The organism is Faecalibacterium sp. An192 (assembly GCF_002160175.1).
GTDB lineage: Bacteria > Bacillota > Clostridia > Oscillospirales > Ruminococcaceae > Faecalibacterium.
The window spans coordinates 37,593-55,753 of record NZ_NFKB01000001.1 but is presented as its reverse complement, the minus strand read 5'-3'; the positions used below and the strand labels follow the sequence as shown (position 1 = coordinate 55,753).

At 64.1% G+C, this 18,161-nt stretch carries 17 protein-coding genes and 1 tRNA gene; 4 read left to right on the top strand and 14 right to left on the bottom strand.

The window, feature by feature from the left end; translation table 11 throughout:
- Positions 1-3: 3 nt before the first annotated feature.
- From B5F27_RS00255 to B5F27_RS16920, 3 genes are all read left to right on the top strand, one after another.
- Positions 4-1,527, top strand: a complete 1,524-nt coding sequence (locus B5F27_RS00255; protein WP_087363768.1) for a HAMP domain-containing sensor histidine kinase — start codon at positions 4-6, stop codon at positions 1,525-1,527.
- Between the two features lie 122 nt (positions 1,528-1,649).
- Positions 1,650-2,603: a pectinesterase family protein gene (locus tag B5F27_RS00250; protein WP_087363765.1), complete on the top strand. Its 954-nt coding sequence runs from the start codon at positions 1,650-1,652 to the stop codon at positions 2,601-2,603.
- Between the two features lie 16 nt (positions 2,604-2,619).
- Positions 2,620-2,781: a hypothetical protein gene (locus tag B5F27_RS16920; RefSeq protein ID WP_164488763.1), complete on the top strand. Its 162-nt coding sequence runs from the start codon at positions 2,620-2,622 to the stop codon at positions 2,779-2,781.
- Between the two features lie 55 nt (positions 2,782-2,836).
- Here the strand turns inward: B5F27_RS16920 and B5F27_RS00245 are convergent, their stop codons facing one another.
- The 12 genes from B5F27_RS00245 to ruvC form a co-directional block, all read right to left on the bottom strand.
- Positions 2,837-5,149, bottom strand: a complete 2,313-nt coding sequence (locus B5F27_RS00245) for an ATP-dependent Clp protease ATP-binding subunit (RefSeq protein ID WP_087363762.1) — start codon at positions 5,147-5,149, stop codon at positions 2,837-2,839.
- Between the two features lie 40 nt (positions 5,150-5,189).
- A complete protein-coding gene (locus tag B5F27_RS00240; RefSeq protein WP_242956752.1) occupies positions 5,190-5,834 on the bottom strand; it encodes a hypothetical protein in 645 nt (214 codons plus the stop codon).
- A gap of 156 nt (positions 5,835-5,990) precedes the next feature.
- Positions 5,991-7,235, bottom strand: a complete 1,245-nt coding sequence (locus tag B5F27_RS00235; RefSeq protein ID WP_206422977.1) for a DUF5711 family protein — start codon at positions 7,233-7,235, stop codon at positions 5,991-5,993.
- A 33-nt stretch (positions 7,236-7,268) separates the two neighbouring features.
- Positions 7,269-8,018, bottom strand: a complete 750-nt coding sequence (gene truA, locus B5F27_RS00230; protein WP_087363760.1) for a tRNA pseudouridine(38-40) synthase TruA — start codon at positions 8,016-8,018, stop codon at positions 7,269-7,271.
- Between the two features lie 110 nt (positions 8,019-8,128).
- Positions 8,129-8,944, bottom strand: coding sequence for an energy-coupling factor transporter transmembrane component T (locus B5F27_RS00225; protein ID WP_087363757.1), 816 nt, complete (start codon positions 8,942-8,944; stop codon positions 8,129-8,131).
- Positions 8,941-9,864, bottom strand: coding sequence for an energy-coupling factor transporter ATPase (locus B5F27_RS00220; RefSeq protein WP_087246298.1), 924 nt, complete (start codon positions 9,862-9,864; stop codon positions 8,941-8,943). The genes B5F27_RS00225 and B5F27_RS00220 overlap by 4 nt, the downstream gene beginning before the upstream one ends.
- 11 nt (positions 9,865-9,875) lie before the next feature.
- Positions 9,876-10,715, bottom strand: a complete 840-nt coding sequence (locus B5F27_RS00215) for an energy-coupling factor transporter ATPase (protein ID WP_087246297.1) — start codon at positions 10,713-10,715, stop codon at positions 9,876-9,878.
- An 86-nt stretch (positions 10,716-10,801) separates the two neighbouring features.
- Positions 10,802-11,680 (bottom strand): class I SAM-dependent methyltransferase, encoded by an 879-nt coding sequence (locus B5F27_RS00210; protein ID WP_087246296.1) that lies wholly within the window; start codon positions 11,678-11,680, stop codon positions 10,802-10,804.
- Between the two features lie 37 nt (positions 11,681-11,717).
- On the bottom strand, positions 11,718-13,073 hold the full coding sequence (gene glmM, locus B5F27_RS00205; RefSeq protein ID WP_087363753.1) for a phosphoglucosamine mutase: 1,356 nt from the start codon (positions 13,071-13,073) through the stop codon (positions 11,718-11,720).
- Between the two features lie 66 nt (positions 13,074-13,139).
- Entirely contained in the window at positions 13,140-14,192 is a 1,053-nt protein-coding gene (ruvB, locus tag B5F27_RS00200) for a Holliday junction branch migration DNA helicase RuvB (RefSeq protein ID WP_087246294.1), read from the bottom strand.
- Between the two features lie 3 nt (positions 14,193-14,195).
- Positions 14,196-14,804, bottom strand: coding sequence for a Holliday junction branch migration protein RuvA (ruvA, locus tag B5F27_RS00195; RefSeq protein WP_087363750.1), 609 nt, complete (start codon positions 14,802-14,804; stop codon positions 14,196-14,198).
- 32 nt (positions 14,805-14,836) lie between these two features.
- Positions 14,837-15,349, bottom strand: coding sequence for a crossover junction endodeoxyribonuclease RuvC (gene ruvC, locus B5F27_RS00190; RefSeq protein ID WP_087363746.1), 513 nt, complete (start codon positions 15,347-15,349; stop codon positions 14,837-14,839).
- A gap of 200 nt (positions 15,350-15,549) precedes the next feature.
- Here ruvC and B5F27_RS00185 point away from each other — a divergent pair.
- Positions 15,550-15,625, top strand: a tRNA-Val gene (locus B5F27_RS00185).
- A 146-nt stretch (positions 15,626-15,771) separates the two neighbouring features.
- Here the strand turns inward: B5F27_RS00185 and B5F27_RS00180 are convergent.
- Both B5F27_RS00180 and B5F27_RS00175 read right to left on the bottom strand, forming a co-directional pair.
- On the bottom strand, positions 15,772-16,677 hold the full coding sequence (locus B5F27_RS00180) for a DegV family protein (RefSeq protein WP_087246290.1): 906 nt from the start codon (positions 16,675-16,677) through the stop codon (positions 15,772-15,774).
- 17 nt (positions 16,678-16,694) lie between these two features.
- A complete protein-coding gene (locus tag B5F27_RS00175; protein WP_087363743.1) occupies positions 16,695-17,984 on the bottom strand; it encodes an adenylosuccinate synthase in 1,290 nt (429 codons plus the stop codon).
- Between the last annotated feature and the right edge of the window lie 177 nt (positions 17,985-18,161).

Below are 18,161 nucleotides of genomic sequence, written 5' to 3'. Positions count from 1 at the left end.
TCCATGCACCGCCTCAAACCGCCCCGGGCCGCCACCCCAGGCATCCGCGCCCAGCTGATGCTGTTCCTCGCCTTCATCTGCCTTCTGCTGCTGGGGCTGTACTGGTTTTTGTCCACCCAGCTGCTGGAGCCCCTCTACAACCGCCGCATCGAAAACCAGCTGGCCGACCAGGCCGACGAGATCGTCTCCCTCATTCAGGATACCCAGGACGAGGGCGGCATCATTTCCAGCTGGGATTTCGGCATCCTGATGGTGGACAGCACCTTCCGCACCAAGCTGTATGAGAGCCTTTCGGCCAACACCCAGCTGACCAACTTCTGTGTGGACATCTCCGACTCCACCCTCCGCAGCGTCATCACCATCGAAAACCTCTACCCCTGCCTGCTCCACAACAGCACCCTGTCCTCCAAGTCGGACAGCAGCAGCTTTTCCTGGGACAAATCCACCGTCATTGAGATGCGCCGGGCCTGCCGTTCCAACGGCAGCTGGCTCCAGGTACTGAACACCAGCGGCGGTTCCTCCCAGGTGGTGGTGGGCCGGATGAGCCTGGACGGGACCTATTCGGTGCTGGTTTCCACCAGCCTGGTCCATGTGGCCGAGGCCGGGCAGGTGCTCAGCGACATGCTGCCCCTCATCGCCATCCTGGTGTTTGCCTTTGCCCTGGCGGCGGCCTGGCTGTTCAGCCAGTGGTTCACCCGCCCCCTGCGGGAACTGTCCGCCGCAGCCCGCCAGGTGGCCCAGGGAGACTATTCGGTCCATGTGGAGCCCAACCGGCGGGACGAGCTGGGCACCCTGGCCGAGGACTTCAACCACATGGCCCGGGAGGTCCAGCGGGCTGCCCAGATGCAGCGCGACCTGCTGGCCAACGTCTCCCACGACCTGCGCACCCCCCTCACCCTCATCAAGGGCTATGCCGAAACGGTGCGTGACATCACCGGCGACGACAAGCCCCATCGGGACGAGCAGCTGAACATCATTGTGGACGAGACCGACCGTCTGACCGCCCTGGTGTCCAGCGTCATGGAGCTGAGCAAGGTGACCAGCGGCGCCGACAAGTGCGAGATGGTCCGCTTTGACATGGGCCAGCTGTGCGACGAGGTCAGCGAGCGCTACGACGCCGTCTGCGCCCAGAACGGCTGGACCCTCCAGCTGGAACTCCCCGACCAGCCCCTGGAAGTGTTCGCCGATCCCACCATGATCGAGCGGGCCCTCCACAACCTGCTGGGCAACGCCATGCACCACATCGGCCCCGACGGCGTCTTTGTGCTGCGGGCTATGCCCTGTGAGGAAGGGGTCCGGGTGGAGGTGGAGGACCACGGCCCCGGCATCTCGGCCGAGGACCTGCCCTACATCTTCGAGCGGTACTACCGCTCCCGCTCCGACGCCGGCAAGGCCGGCACCGGCCTGGGCCTGTCCATCACCAAGGCCATCTTTGAACAGCACGGCTTCCGCTTCGGGGTCCAGAGCACGCCGGGCAAGGGTTCCACCTTCTGGTTCATCATGAAGCCCCCCGCCAGCGAGCACTAAGCCTCTCCCCCGGACGTATTGCATTCTGCGGTCCGATTGTTGTATACTATTGGCATTCGTACTCATCCCACATCACACAGAGGGGCCCGGCGCACCCTGCGCACGGGCCCGGGGAGGCTGACATGCTTACCATCACTGTTGCGCGGGACGGCAGCGGCGACTTTGCCACCATCGGCGAAGCCGTCCAGGCCGTACCCTATGATCTGCCCGCCGAAATTTTGATCGGGCCGGGCACCTACCGTGAAAAGCTGGTGTGCGAAAAACAGCAGATCACCCTCAGAGGCGCCGGCATGGGCAAAACCCGTCTGGTCTGGGGGGACGGCGGCAAGCTGCCCCACATGGACGGGCGGCCCACCCACACCTTCCGCAGCTGGACTGCCTTTTTCAGCGGCGGCCAGGTGACGGTGGAAGATCTGACCATCGAAAACGACGCGGGCCCCGGCGCACAGGCCGGCCAGGCCATCGCGGCCTATGTGGACAGCCAGCAGGCGGTGTTCCGCCGGGTGCGGCTGCTGGGCAACCAGGACACCCTGTTCTGCGCTCCCCTGCCCGAAAAAGAGCGGGAGAAGGACGGCTTCCTGGGGCCCCGGGTCTTTGCGCCCCGCCGGCCCAGCGCCCAGTATTACCAGGGCTGCGAGATCGCCGGTGATATTGATTTCATCTTTGGCGGTGGGGACGCCCTCTTTGAACAGTGCACCCTCCGCTCGGTGGACAACGGCGACGGCAGCTGCCGCGGCTACGTCACCGCCCCCTCCACCGCTCCCGACGGGCTGGGCTTTGTCTTCTGGGACTGTGACTTTGTGTCGGACTGCCCCGCCGGCAGCGTCTATCTGGGCCGGCCCTGGCGGCCCGCCGGCAAAACCGCCGTCCTGGAATGCCGTCTGGGCCAGCACATCGCCCCGGCCGGCTTCTGCGCCTGGAACGGCCGTTCCGACTGGGACAAATCCACCTTTGTGGAGGAGGGCAACACCGGCCCCGGCGCCGTGGAACGGACCGGCGGCCTGGTCCGCACCCTGGACGTCACCGAGGCCGGCCGCCTGCTGAATCAGGCCCGCCGCCGCTGCCGCCCCCAATGAGAAAGGAAGTCAAACCATGAACCATCTGCCCAACTGGGTGAAATGGCTGATTGTGGTCGTCGTCTTTGGGGTGATGGCCGCCCTGATGCTGGCGGTCAACGACCGGGCTTCCCGGGTGGATATGCCCGAGCCCGACACGACCTTTGGTATTTACAAATCCGCCAGCGAAACCGCATAATCGAACCAAAAAAGGACCTGTCCCTTCCGGGACAGGTCCTTTTTGTGTCGGTTGGTTATTTCAGGACGATCTTGCCGTCCTCGGCGTCCACCGTCAGGCTGCCGCCGCTGGTGAGCAGGCCGTCGATGATGCGGGTGGCTGCCTCGTCCTCCACCTGCTTGCGGATGATCCGCCGCAGGTCCCGGGCGCCGAACCTGCCGCCCTCGCACTGGGCCACCAGAGCCTTGACGGCTGCCGGGGTATAGCTGTAGGCGATGCCCTTGGCCTCCATGCCGGGGCGGTACTCCTCCAGCATCAGGCCGGCGATCCCCTCCAGGGTCTCGTCGCTCAGGGACTTGAAGACCACGATTTCGTCCACACGGCCCAGGAACTCGGGGCGCAGGAACTGGCGCAGGGACTTCATGGTCTTGTCCTTGTTCATCTCCTCGGCGCTCTTGTTGAAGCCCAGACCGCCGGTGCCCTGCTCGGAAGAGCCGGCGTTGGAGGTCATGCAGATGACGGTGTTGGAGAAATCCACCGTCCGGCCCTGGGCGTCGTTGATCTTGCCCTCGTCCAGAATCTGAAGCAGGATGTTCAGCACGTCGGGGTGGGCCTTCTCGATTTCGTCAAAGAGAACCACGCTGTAGGGGCGGCGGCGGACCTTTTCGGTCAGCTGGCCGGCCTCCTCATAGCCCACATAGCCCGGAGGCGAGCCGATCATCCGGGAGACGGCGTACTTCTCCATATATTCGCTCATGTCCAGCCGGATCAGCGGGTCGGGACCGGCGAACAGCTGGCTGGCCAGCTGCTTCACCAGCTCGGTCTTGCCCACGCCGGTGGGGCCCACAAAGATGAAGCTGGCGGGACGGCGGCGGCCGGCCAGGTCGGCGCGGCTCCGCTTGACGGCCTGGGCCACCAGGTGGACGGCCTCGTCCTGGCCGATGATCTTCTTTTTCAGCTCGTCTTCCAGGCCGGCCAGGCGGACGTACTCGGTCTCCCGAATCTTCACTGCCGGAATGCCGGTCCACAGCTCGATGACCCGGGCCAGATCCTCCATCGACACGGCGATCTCGCTGGCTGCGGCCTGCCGGGCCGGCAGGTCGGCCTCCAGCTGGGCAATGCGGGTCTTGCGCTCGGCCACCCGCTCATAGTCGATGGCCTCGTCGGTGCCCGCCGACTCCATGTCGGCCTCCTCCTGCTTCAGGGTTTCCAGCTCCTTCTGGGCTTCCAGATAGGCGGAAATCTCAGGGTGGGCCAGGTTGCAGCAGGCGCAGGCCTCGTCCAGCAGGTCGATGGCCTTGTCGGGCAGATAGCGGTCGGTAATATACCGCTCCGACAGGGTGACGGCTGCGCTGACCACCGCGGCAGGAACCTGCACATGGTGATAGTTCTCATAATAGCGCTTGATGCCGTTCATGACGGCGATGGTGTCCGAAATGCTGGGCTCCTCCACCCGCACCGGCTGGAACCGGCGCTCCAGGGCCTGGTCCTTCTCGATATACTTGCGGTACTCGGCAAAGGTGGTGGCGCCGATGACCTGAATCTCCCCGCGGGAGAGGGCGGGCTTGAGGATATTGCCCGCATTCATGGCGCCCTCGCTCTCGCCGGCGGCGGTGATGGTGTGGATCTCGTCGATGAACAGGATCACATTGCCCGCCTGGCGCACTTCGTTCAGCAGGCCCTTGACCCGCTGCTCAAACTGTCCGCGGAACTGGGTGCCCGCCACCAGGGCGGTCAGGTCCAGCAGATAGATTTCCTTGTCCTTCAGCTGGGCCGGCACCTGGCCCCGGGCGATCCGCTCGGCGATGCCCTCGGCGATGGCGGTCTTGCCCACGCCGGCCTCGCCGATCAGGCAGGGGTTGTTCTTCTGGCGGCGGGACAGGATCTGAATGGTGCGGTAGATCTCCCGGTCCCGGCCGATGATGTCATCCAGCCGGCCGTCCCGGGCCTTGGCGGTCAGGTTCTCGCAGTAGGTGTCCAGGAACTTGCGGCGGGGCGGCTTTTTGCCGCTCTTGTTGTTTTTGCCGCCGGCATTGCTGGAGCCGTTCTGGTCATCCTGCCCGGTCATGCTCAGGGGGAAGGTGGCGTTGCCGCCCGGCACAAAGCCGTCGTCTCCGCCTTCCTCGTTGCCCTCGTCGGGGGACATGCCCATCATCATGGCCAGGGGGTTGGCCCCTTCGCCCATTTCTTCCATCAGGCTGTCCATCCGGTCTTCCATGCTGTCCATGTCCTGATCGGACAGGCCCAGCCGCTTCATCATATCTTCCACCGGCTTGATGTGCATTTCACGGGCACAGCGGAGGCAATAGCCCTCCTGCTTCATCTGCCCGTTCTCCATCCGCTGGACGAAGATGATTGCCGGTCTCTTTTTGCATCGAACGCAAGTCATAGCGTCTCCTTCCATCGTGAAACCCTCCCCCTCCTGTAAACTATACAAACGGGTTGATCTGGTTGAAAAGTTGGTACCAGAGGCTCCCGCCCAGGGCAGCCTCGTTGAGGAGGGGCAGATTGCCCCCCGAAATAATCATCAGCGCCCAGACCACGCACATTCCCAGGAACACATCGGCGAGGCCTGCCAGGGCTCCCACCACCATGCCCAGGGTGCGGTTGACGGCGCCCAGCACCGGCAGATGATTCACCAGGCCCAGCACCGTGACCAGGAGGCTGATGAGCATCCGCAGGGCGGCAAAGCAAAGAAAAAACAACACCAGCGAGAAAACCGGCGTCAACAGCGGACGAATTACATCCTGGACGATGGTGTCCGCCACCACCAGGGCGTTGTCGGTCAAAAGGCCGTCCAGCGCCCGCTGGCAGGCCTCCACCACCTGGCGGCGGATGCTCTCGGGCAGAAAGCCCGCATACTGCTGGGCGATCCGGTTGAGGTCCACGGCGCCGCCCTCCGACAGGCTGACGGCGATCCGCTCCCGAAAACTGCCGGCAAAGAACCGGTCGAACAGGGCGCCCGATCCCCAGGATGCCAGCTGATGAGCCCCGATCAGGCTCAGCAGGTTGCCGCCGATCTGAACCACGGCGGCCAACAGTCCTTTGCGGGCGTAGTGAATGGCAAGGCCCAACCAGACTGCCGTACAAATAATATCAAAAAGAAATGACGGATTCATGAACATAGACGAAATTCTTTATCAGACAAGGTGTCAGAGTGCCAAAAGGCACTCCAGCCGGCATACCCTCCTCCAATGTTTCCCCAAAGCAGCCCATTTACCCCGGCCGCCTCATGCCGCAGGGGCAGCTGATGCCTCCGACGAGGCCGCATCCCCGGAGGTGTCCGGCGGGGTGATCCGCTGGACCATGTTGTCGGTAAAGACATACAGCCCGCTGCTGTTTGCCAGCATGGCGTGGGGCCGGGCCGACAGCGGAACGCTCCACTGATAGGTGCCGTCCATCCCGAAGCATTCCACCGAGCTGTCGCAGAGCAGGTAGAAGGCGTCGGTGCCCCGGGCGATGCCGTGGGCGGTGGGGACGGTGCCCTCATACTGGATGTTGAGTCCGCTGTCCATCAGCACCACGCTGCTGGACTGTCCGCTGCCGAACAGCACCGCCAACCCGCCATTGGCGGTGGACAGACCCGCCACCGCTGCGCCGCCGAAGTCCCGGCGGCCCTGGGCGCTGCCGTCCGAGCCATAGAGGGCCGCGTGGCTGTCATAGACTGCCAGCAGCCGGGCATTGGACTGCCACTCCAGTTCCAGCGGCATGCTGCCCGCCTCGGCGGCCAGCAGCTGGGGTTCACCCACCCGCAGGTTCAGCAGATACAGGTTGGACACCACCTGTCCATCCTGGGCGGTGACGGTGGCCACCGCCAGCTGGGTGCCGTCGGGTGAAAAGGCCATCCGCATGGGGATGCCCTCGGTGGTGGTGAGGCTCCAGGTCAGCATCTCATCCCGGGCGTTGTCGTAGACCGTCAGCAGGGCCAGCTTGCGGACGTCGTCGGTGACCACCGCCAGCTCGCTCCCGTTGCTGAGAGCGCAGAGGAAAATCCCCCCGCTGGTCTGGCGGGTGTACAGTTCCCGGGTGCGGCTCTCCACCCGCAGCTCACTGCCCGAGCGGTTGTACAGCACAAAGCTGTTTTTCCCTGCCGCCAGGGCCGGCCGGGCATAGCCGGTGCCGATGTTGTTGAGGCGGGCGCCGCTGTTGGAGTAGACGGCGCAGCCGTCCTCCCCCAGCACCACAAAGCTGCCTCCCAGGGCCTCCACCTGATACACCGCTCCGGTGCCGGTCTGCTGGGGGAACCCCCGCTCCGGCATCAGGGCAATCCGCACCGTGTCGGCGAAGTCCTCCAGCGCCATCACCGAGGTATTTACCACGCCGGTGAGGTAGATGACCACTGCCGCCACCAGAATCACCAGCAGGGCGGTGCGCCGCAAACGGCGGTTCCGCAGGCGCTGGCGGGCCGCCTCGATGTATTCGATCCGCCCCGCAGACATCTCCTCTCTGCGGGCGCTCCGGCCGGTCTTTCTCATCCCTCTGCTTCCTTTCCTTGCGGCTGTACTCAGTTACAGCACGCCATAATCCACATGGTGCAAAAACAATCCCTTGGCCGGCAGGGTGGGCCCGGCGTTTTTGCGGTCGCGGCTGGCCAGAATGGCCGGCACCGCGTCGGGGTCCATCCGGCCCGCCCCCACCTCGCAGAGGGTGCCGGCCAGAATCCGGACCATATTGTACAGGTAGCCGTCGGCGGTCACCGTGATGCTGACGGCATCCCCCTGCCGGGCCACCTGACAATCGGTGATGGTGCGGACAGTGTCCCCGTGGGCCGCCGCCGAGCTGCGGGCCGCACACAGGGCCAGAAAATCGTGTTTGCCCACGAAATGGGCCGCCGCCTGCTGCATCCTGCCCTCGTCCAGGCGGCCGGGCATCCGGCAATAGTACCGCTCCTCAAAGGGGGAGTCGATGGGACTGTTGTGGATGCGGTAGAGATAGGTTTTGGTGTGGGCGGCGTACCGGGCGTGGAAGCCGTCCGGCACCTGCCGGGCCTTCAAAACCCGGATATCCCGGGGCAGCTTTGTATTGAGGGCCAGGGGGAATTTTTCGGGCAGGATCCGCACATCCGCCTCAAAGCTGAGGGCGAAGCCCAACGCATGAACCCCCGCGTCGGTGCGGCTGCACCCCTTGATGTCGGGGCGGAAGCCGATCACCGCCTCCAGCCCGTCCTGAAAGGCAGCCGCCACGCTCTGCCCGTTGGGCTGAACCTGAAAGCCGCAGTATTCGGTGCCGTCAAAGGCCAGTGTCAACAGCCAGGTCACAGGCCGCGCCTCCTTTCAAACTATCACAAATGCGGGGCGAAACGGGGGAGATTTGCTCCCCCGTCCAAAAACAGGGCCGCCGGGCAGGCCCGGGGCCCCGTAACGCTGCATCAATAGTTGGGGAACACCAGCCGGGAGGCCAGAATCACCCCAAAGCAGACCAGGCAGAACACCAGGTCCAGATAGTCCTGGCGGCAGCACCGCAGGACCTTCAGACGGGTGCGGCCCTCGCCGCCCCGGTAGCACCGGCACTCCATGGCCATGGCCAGCTCGTCCGCCCGGCGGAAGGCCGAAATGAACAGCGGAATCAGCACCGGCACCAGGGCCTTGACCCGGTCGGTGAGCTTGCCTGTGTCCAGCATGGCGCCGCGGGCCTTCTGGGCGTTCATGATCTTGTCGGTCTCCTCAATCAGGGTGGGGATGAACCGCAGGGCAATGCTCATCATCATGGCCAGCTCGTGCACCGGGAAGTGCAGTTTGGCCAGGGGCCGCAGCAGGGCCTCGATGGCATCGGTGAGGACGATGGGGCTGGTGGTGTAGGTCAGCAGGCTGGTGCCCGCAATCAGGGCCGCCACCCGGACGCCCATGACGATGGCATAGCGGACGCCCTCGGCGTAAATGGTCAGAAAGCCCATCTGGAACAGCGGGTCCCCCTCGCCGCTGACGAAAAAGACGTTCAGCACCGCGGTGAACAGGATGATGGGCAGGATGGGCTTGAGGCTCCGGCCAATCATCTTGAGGGGGATCTGGGCCACCAGATACATGGCGGCCAGAAAGACCACCGACAGAGTCAGGCCCAGAGGGTTGGAGGCGGCGAACAGCACCGCAATATAGACGATGGTCAGCACCAGCTTCAGCCGAGGGTCAAAGCGATGAACCGGGCTGTTGCCGGGGAAGTGCTGGCCAATGGTAATATCCCGAATCATTCAGCACAGCCCCCTTTCTCGGCGGCATGGGGCGCGCGGGACAGAGTCAGGCTCTCCCCCGCGTCGCGGCGGGCCTTGGCCTCCACGATCTTCTTGACCGCATAGGGAATGGTGTAGACGTCCGCCGGGACGTCAATCCCCATTTCCCGCAGTTTCAGGAAAATCTTGGTGACCTGGGGCACCGACAGGCCCAGGGCCAGCAGTTCCTGCGCCCGGGCAAAGACATTCTCCACCGTGTCGTACATGGCCACATGCTTCTGGGCCATCACCAGCACCTTGTCCGCGTAGCGGGCAATATCTTCCATGCTGTGGGACACCAGCAGAACGGTGGTGCCGGTCTTTTTGTGGTAGGCCTTGATGGCCGAGAGGATGGAATCCCGTCCCTCGGGGTCCAGGCCGGCGGCAGGCTCGTCCAGCACCAGGATGCGGGGCTCCATGGCCATGACGCCCGCTACCGCCACCCGGCGCTTCTGGCCGCCCGACAGCTCAAAGGGGCTGCGCTGGAGCAGGGCCTGGTCCAGCCCTACGAATTTGGCGGCCTCCTGCACCCGGCGGTCCACTTCTTTGTCGTCCAGGCCCATGTTTTTGGGGCCGAAGGCGATGTCTTTATAGCAGGTCTCCTCAAACAGCTGGTACTCCGGATACTGGAACACCAGGCCGGTGAGGAAGCGGAAATCCCGGATTTTGGCGGGGTCCTCCCAGACGTCGCGGCCATCGATGATGATCTTGCCGCTGGTGGGGCGGTTAAGGCCGTTCATGTGGCCGATCAGGGTGCTTTTGCCCGAACCGGTGGCCCCGATGATGCCCACGAAGTCCCCTTCTTCCACCTCGAAGCTGACGTCGTCCAGCGCGGTGACCTCGCCGGGCATCCCTTTGTTGTAGATATAGGAAAGGTGTTCCACCTTGATGATGCTTGCCATATTGCCCTCCCTCACTTCAGCAGCTCGTAGAGAGCCTGTGCACATTCGCCGGGGTCGATGATGCCCTCCGGCATGGGGATGCCGGCCTTCACCAGCTCGTCCCGCAGCTCAGCGGCCTGGGGCACGTCCAGGTGCAGGGCCCGGACTTCCTCAGTGCGGCTGAACACCTCTTTGGGGGTGCCCTCCATCACGATGTGGCCGCGGCTCATGACGATAACCCGGTCGGCCTGGGCGGCCTCCTCCATATAGTGGGTGATGGCCACCACGGTGATCCCCATATCCCGGTTCAGCCGGTGGATGGTCTGCATCACCTGTTCCCGGCCCCGGGGGTCCAGCATGGCGGTGGCCTCGTCCAGCACGATGCAGTCGGGGCTCATGGCCACGATGCCCGCAATGGCCACCCGCTGTTTCTGGCCGCCCGACAGGTTGTGGGGAGCCCGGGTGCGCATCTCATAGATGCCGGTCATCTTCATGGCGTCGTCGATGCGGCGGCGCATTTCTTCGGTGGGGACACCCAGGTTTTCCAGGGCGAAGGCCACGTCCTCCTCCACCACGGTGGCTACAATCTGGTTGTCCGGGTTCTGGAACACCATGCCCACCTTCTGGCGGATGTCGTACAGCTTGTCATCGTCGGCGGTATCCATCCCCTCCACCGTGACCGTGCCGGTCTCGGGCAGAAGAATGGCGTTGAAGTGCTTGGCCAGGGTGGATTTGCCGCAGCCGTTGGCCCCCAGCACCGCCACAAACTCGCCCCGCTTCACAGCGGCGGAAACGCCGTTCAGGGCGTAGCTGGCTCCCTCCGGGTCATACCGGAAGTGCAGGTCCTTGGCCTGCAGAATTGTTTCGTTCATTTGTCCTTCTCTTTTCTGGTGGCACGCCCGTCCGGCCCTTGGCCCCGGGCTGCGCCCCATGCTCAGGTTGGTGTGTTGGTTTTCGTTCACAGCGACTCCCAGATCGCGGTGGAGCCGCAGGGCACCACGCCGCCGGTTTCCTTCACCGGCAGGCCGATCTCGTCGCAGCTGGTGGCGCCCCCGAACCGGGGCGTCAGGGTGGTCTTGAGGATATACTCCATCACCGCCGGGGACAGGCCCGCCGTGTAGCTGTTGACCGCAAAGAACAGCGGATGGTCGCTCAGCACGTCGGCGCACTGGCAGATCAGGTCATAGATGCAGTCCTCCAGCTTCCACACCTCGCCGCCGGGGCCCCGGCCATAGCTGGGCGGGTCCATGATGATGGCGTCGTAGGTGTTGCCGCGGCGCTTTTCCCGGGCCACGAACTTGCTGCAGTCGTCCACCAGCCACCGGATGGGCCGGTCGGCCAGGCCGCTGGCCACAGCGTTCTCCTTGCCCCACTGGACCATGCCCTTGGATGCGTCCACATGGCAGACCGAGGCCCCCGCCGCGGCGCAGGCCAGGGTGGCGCCGCCGGTGTAGCCGAACAGGTTCAGCACCCGGATGGGGCGGCCGGCGGCCCGGATTTTCTGGTCATACCAGGCCCAGTTCACCGCCTGTTCCGGGAACACGCCGGTGTGCTTGAAGCCGGTGGGGCTGACAATCAGGGTCAGCCGCCCGGGGCCCTCTCCGCAGTGAATCTGCCAGCGCTCGGGCAGGGGGCGGCGGTGTTCCCAGCTGCCGCCGCCCTGGTTGGAGCGGTGATAGATGGCGTCGGCCCGGGCCCACAGGGGGCTCTGGGGCGCACTTTTCCAGACCACCTGGGGGTCAGGCCGGACCAGAAGGGCTTCCCCCCACCGCTCCAGCCGGTTGCCCCCGGTGGCGTCCAATAATTCGTAATCCTTCCAGCTGTCGGCTGCTCTCATGGTCTTCCTCTTTCAGAAACGTCTTAAAAACAGGTTGTCACTTTTTCAGAATGCGGCGGTTGATCCGCTCCACAATCCGCTCGGCGCAGGCCCGGATCTCCTCCAGGTTTTCGCCCTCCACCATGACGCGGATTTTGGGCTCGGTGCCCGACACGCGGACCAGAACCCGGCCCATCCCCATCAGCTTCTGCTGCTCGTTCTCGATGAAGCCGGCCAGCACCTCGTCCTCCTTGTAGGCGGCCTTCTGGGCGGCGTTGGCTTCCACGTTGATGAGCACCTGGGGGAACTGGGCATAGATGCCGTTGAGCTCGCTCATCTTCTTGCCGCTCTCGGCCAGCAGGGTCAGCAGCTTGCCGGCGGTCAGCTCGCCGTCGCCGGTGGTGGCGTGGTGGAGCAAAATCACATGGCCGCTCTGCTCGCCGCCGATGGCATAGCCGTTCTCCCGCATATTCTCCAGCACGTACCGGTCGCCCACGGCGGTCTTTTCGGTGCGGATGCCCTGGCGCTCCATGAACTTCACAAAGCCCAGGTTGGACATGACCGTCACCACGGCGGTGTCGGCGTCCAGCTTGCCCTTGGCCTTCATCATCATGGACAGCAGGGCGATGATCTTGTCGCCGTCGATCTCCTGGCCCTTTTCGTCGCAGGCCAGGCAGCGGTCGGCGTCGCCGTCAAAGGCGATGCCGCAGTCATAGCCGCCGTCCACCACGGCCTTTTCCAGTTTTTCCAGATGGGTGCTGCCCACCCCGTCGTTGATGTTCTTGCCGTCGGGGGTGACGCCCAGGAAGGTGCACTTGGCGCCCAGACGGGGGAACAGCTTCTGGGCCACCGCAGCGGCGGCGCCGTTGGCGCAGTCGATGCAGACATTCAGGCCGGTCAGGTTCCCTTCCACCGACTCATACAGGTGGTCCACATAGTCCCGCAGGCCGTCGGTCCGGAAGGACACCTGGCCCACCCCGGCGCCAGTGGCCAGAGGGATATCCTTGCAGTCGTTGTCGATGTGGGCCTCGATCTGGGCCTCCACCTCGTCGGGCAGCTTGTAGCCGGTGGAGGCAAAGACCTTGATGCCGTTGAATTCCATGGGGTTGTGGGAGGCCGAGATCACCACGCCGGCGTCCGCCTTGTACTTGGTGACCAGGTAGGCCACCGCCGGGGTGGGCAGAACGCCCAGAGCCTCCACGTCGGCGCCCACGCTGCACAGGCCGGCGGTGAGGGCGGCCTCCAGCATATCACCCGACTGGCGGGTGTCCTTGCCGATCAGAATGCGGGGCTTGCGGCCGGTGCTGTCGGTCAGGACCGCCGCCACGCCGCGGCCCAGCTTCATCGCCAGCTCACAGGTCAGGTCAACGCCGGCAATGCCCCGCACGCCGTCGGTTCCAAAATACTTTCCCATACCATCAGATCCCTTCTTGCAGGCCGCAGAGCGGCACTCTCTATAGACGTTTTTATGCGGCGGTCCTCAGAACATGCTCTGCTGGCCGCCGTCCTCGGCACAGTCGGTCTCGGGGGGACGCATGCCCAGATGCTCATAGGCCAGATGGGTCACGCACCGGCCCCGGGGGGTCCGGGTCAGAAAGCCCATCTGCATCAGATAGGGCTCGCACAAATCCTCCAGGGTGACAGCTTCCTCACCCAGAGCGGCGGCCAGGGTTTCCAGGCCCACCGGCCCGCCGCCGTACATCTCGATGATGGCCCGCAGCAGGCTGCGGTCCAGTTCGTCCAGGCCCAGGGCGTCCACATCCATCCGGCGCAGAGCCATCAGGCAGACGTCCTGGTCGATGACGCCGTCCCCCAGCACGGTGGCAAAGTCCCGCACCCGCTTGAGGAAGCGGTTGGCCACGCGGGGGGTGCCCCGGCTGCGCTTGGCCAGCTCATAGGCACCCTCGGGGGTGATGGGCTGGTCCAGAATGCCGGCGCTGCGGCGGATGATCTTGGCCAGCTCGTCGGGGCTGTACAGCTCCAGCTTGAGCAGGACGCCGAACCGGTCCCGCAGGGGGCCGGTCAGCTGGCCGGCCCGGGTGGTGGCGCCCACCAGGGTGAAATGGGGCAGGTTGATCCGGATGCTCTGGGCGCTGGGGCCCTTGCCGATGATGATATCCAGGGCGTAGTCCTCCAGGGCCGGATAGAGCACTTCCTCCACCTGGCGGGACAGCCGGTGGATCTCATCAATAAAGAGGACGTCCCCCTCCTGCAGGTTGGTGAGCAGGGCCGCCAGGTCCCCCGGCTTCTCGATGGCGGGGCCGCTGGTGATGCGGATCTGCACCCCCATCTCGTTGGCAATGATGCCGGCCAGGGTGGTTTTGCCCAGGCCCGGCGGGCCGTAGAGCAGCACATGGTCCATGGCCTCTCCCCGGCGGCGGGCGGCCTCCAGGTAGACTTTCAGGTTCTGCTTGACCTTTTCCTGTCCGATGTAGTCCTCCAGATGCTGGGGGCGGAGGTTGTTTTCCTCGCTGTCCGCCGCCGTCAGGCCGGGCTGCATCATTTTTGCGCCATAAAGTGCTTCGTCCTGCATGGATTATCTCCCCCCTGCCATGCCCCGCAGCGCCAGGCGGATGATCTCCTCCACCGGCAGCGCAGGATCAATCTTGGAAATGGCCAGGGCGGCCTCGCTCTGGCTGTAGCCCAGGGACACCAGCGCCGCAATGGCCTGGCTGCCGCTCTGGCCCGACGCGGTGGACGCCACGCCGGACAGGTCTTCCATGGTGGCCGACCCGGCAGCGCCCTTGGCCACCTTGTCCTTCAGTTCCAGCACAATCCGCTGGGCCAGCTTGGGGCCCACGCCGTTGGCGGCCTTGAAGGCCTTGTGGTCCCCTGCCGACACCGCCAGGTACACCCGGTCCGGCTCCATGACGCTCAGGATGGCCAGGCCCACCTTGGGGCCCACCCCCGACACGCCCGTCAGCAGCTTGAAGCAGTTCTGCTGTTCCTCGGTGGCAAAGCCATAGAGGCTGATGTCATTTTCGGTGACGTTCAGAACGGTATAGAGGGTGGCCTCCGACCCGGCTCCCGGCATGGCCGCCGCCACATTGGAGGGGCACTGGGCGCAATAGCCCACCCCGCCGCAGGAAATGACCACGCTGTCCAGCGTTTTCTTGATGATTTTTCCGCTCAGGCAATAAATCATAGTGTATCCTCAAAACGATCTTTCCGGGCGGCTCAGATGGGCCCGATTCGCCGGGCCGACAGGCGGCTCAGCTGGTTGGCATGGGTATGGCAGAAGGCGATGGCCATGGCCAGTGCGTCGGCGGTGTCGTCGGGCTTGGGGATGGCGGGCAGATGCAGCAGGATGCGGGTCATCTCCTGCACCTGTTTTTTGACCGCCTTGCCGTAGCCGGTGACCGCCTGCTTGACCTGCATGGGGGTATATTCATACACCGGCAGGCCCGCCTGGGCCGCCGCCAGCAAAATCACCCCGCGGGCCTCGGCCACGCCGATGACGGTGGTTTGGTTGTGCTGGTAGAACAGTTTTTCGATGGCCAGCACCTCCGGCTGGGTACGGTGAATCACATCGCAGACGCCCTCGTACACGTCCCGCAGCCGGCCCTCAAAGGGGCGGCCTGCGTCGGTGGTGACGGCCCCGAAATCCACCGGTGCAAACCGGTTTCCTGTATATTCCACAACGCCCCAGCCCACAATCGCGTAGCCGGGGTCAATGCCCAAAACTCTCACCCTCTGCCTTCTGCCTGCCTTTCCCGTTCCGGCGCATTTTGACCGGAAGTTATACTGTTATAGTATAGCACAGCGGCGCGGGAATGGCAATTAAGGGCGCAGGACTCACAATTTTTTTATTTTTGTCTTTTTCCTCTTGCTTTTTCTTCTGAAATGTGCTATCATAACAAAGCCGCGACAAACGGCACAAAAGAAGAGTTGGACGGTTAGCTCAGCTGGTAGAGCATCTGCTTGACGTGCAGGAGGTCACAGGTTCGAGTCCTGTACCGTCCACCACACCCCAAATGCGAAAGCATTCGGGGTTTTTTGTTGTCCTGAGATTGGCAGCATCCTCAGTCTCCCCTATTTCCCTGCACGCAAAAATCCCCCATTCCGCCCTCACGGGCAGAATGGGGGATTTATGTTACTTATGGTTCAGGGGATCACTGGATGGGGCTCTTCCACTTGCGCATAACGCCCACCCCCAGGGCATGGGGGCCGGTGTGAACGGCAATGGTGGCGCCGATCTGCAGCATTTCCACATCGCACTCACTGGCGGGGTACTTGGCACGCAGGGCGGCCCGCAGCTGCATCCAGAAGCGGCGACCTTCGTCCGCGTCATAACCGTAGCCCACAAGGATGCGGTAGTCGTCGGGGTCGGCGTTCCGCTCGGCCAGATAGCCCAGCAGCTGCTCGATGGCTTTTTCCATGCTCTTCTGCCGGCCGCGGGCCATGCCGCCCGAGAAGATCTCGCCGTCGGCAAAGTGGATCATGGGCTTGACGTTCAGCAGGTTGGCCGCGCGGCCCGTCACCTTGCCGATTCGTCCGCCCTTGATGAGGTAGTCCAGATTGCCCACGGTGAAGAAGATCTGGTTGGTGGGGCGGGTGCCGTTGAGCCAGGTGAGGGTCTCGGCCAGGGTGCAGCCCGCAGCCCGCATGGCGGCTGCGTTTTCCACGGTGGCCGCCTCGCTGACGGTGGCTGCGCCGGTGTCCACCACCTCGATGACTGCATCGGGGTAGTCCTCCAGCACCAGCTCACGGGCGTTGCGGGCGCTGCCCACACCGCCGCTCATCTTGCCGGTGAAGCACAGACAGAGCACATCGCGGCCCTCCTTGGCCTTCTCCCGAAAGACCCGCTCAAAGTCCTCCAGGGAGGGCAGGCTGGTCTTGGGCAGAATGTCGGGGCGGTCCACCATGAACTGGTAGAAATCCCGCACCGCCATTTCCTGGCCCTCTTTCAGATAGGTCTGGCCGTCAATGGACACGTAGAACGGCACCACGGTCAGCCCCAGCTGATGGATCATTTCCTGCGTCAGGTCGCAGGCGCTGTCTGTAATGATATCGAACATGGTTTTCTCCCCGTTTCTCAGGTACGATGGATGTAAGCCTCCCGCTCAGCGCCCACCGAAATATAGGTGATCTTGCAGCCCACGGCCTTTTCCAGATAGAGGATATAGTTCTGTGCCTCAGCGGGCAGGTCCTCCCAGCGGCGGGCGGCGGTGATGTCGCAGTGCCAGCCGGGCAGGTACTCCACCACCGGCTTGGCGGTATCCAGAGCCTTGCCCATGGGGAACCGGGTGGTGGTGCCGTCTTCCAGAGTATAGGCGGTCACCACGGGCACCTTCTCCATATAGTCCAGCACGTCCAGCAGGGTCAGAGCCACTTCGTCGCAGCCCTGGCAGGACACGCCGTACCGGCTGGCCACCAGGTCGATGGGGCCAACGCGGCGGGGACGGCCGGTGGCTGCGCCATACTCATGGCCAGCCTCCCGCAGGAAGTGCTTTTCCTCCTCGGTCATGGCCAGCTCGGCGGTGAAGGGTCCGTCGCCCACGCAGGACGAATAGGCCTTCATGATACCCACCGAGTGGTCCAGCTTCCGGCCCGGGATGCCTGCGCCGATGGGGGCGTAAGCGCCGATGACGTTGGAAGAGGTGGTGTAGGGGTAAATGCCGAAGTCCACATCCCGCAGAGCGCCCAGCTGAGCCTCAAACAGGATCTTCTTGCCGGCCTGATCGGCCTCGTCCAGGTAAGCGCCGGCGTCGCAGATGTAGTCCTTGAAGATGGCGGCGTACTTCTCCAGCCAGGCCCACATCTCATCCACGCTGATGGGCTCGGCGTTGTAGCTGCCCTCCATCACCAGGTTCTTGGACTCCACCATGGTGGTCAGGCGCTTGCGGACCGAGTCGTCCAGATGGAGCAGATCCCCCATGCGCAGGGTCTTCTTCATATATTTGTCGCCGTACACATAGGCGATACCCCGCTTGGTGGAGCCGAACTGTGCGCCGGTCTTGGACAGGCGGGCTTCCTCCAGGCCGTCCTGCAGGACGTGGTAGGGCATGGTGATGGTGGCGCGGTCCGAAATCTTCAGGTTCTCGGGGGAGACGGTAATCCCCTGCTCGCGCAGGCTGGCGATTTCACCATCCAGATGATGCGGGTCGATGACCATGCCATTGCCCATGACGCAGACAATGTTGGGCCGCAGAATGCCCGAGGGCAGCAGGTTCAGGACGAACTTGCCCCGCTCATTTTTGACGGTGTGGCCGGCGTTGTTGCCGCCCTGGTAGCGGACCACGATGTCGTAGTCCTGGCTCAGCAGGTCGACCATGCGGCCTTTGCCCTCGTCGCCCCAGTTGATCCCTGTGATTGCAGTAAGCATAATTGATGACCTCTTTACTGAACTGAAGAACAGCCTTTTCCGTGCACCTTGCCCGGGATACGCTGCCCTGGATCCGGACCGCCTGTCCGGGGTTTCCTCCCCCGGCCTGTGCCGGCGTCCGCCCGCACATTTCTATTATACCATGTATTGCCGTCCAAACAAGTCCCAAATCCGATG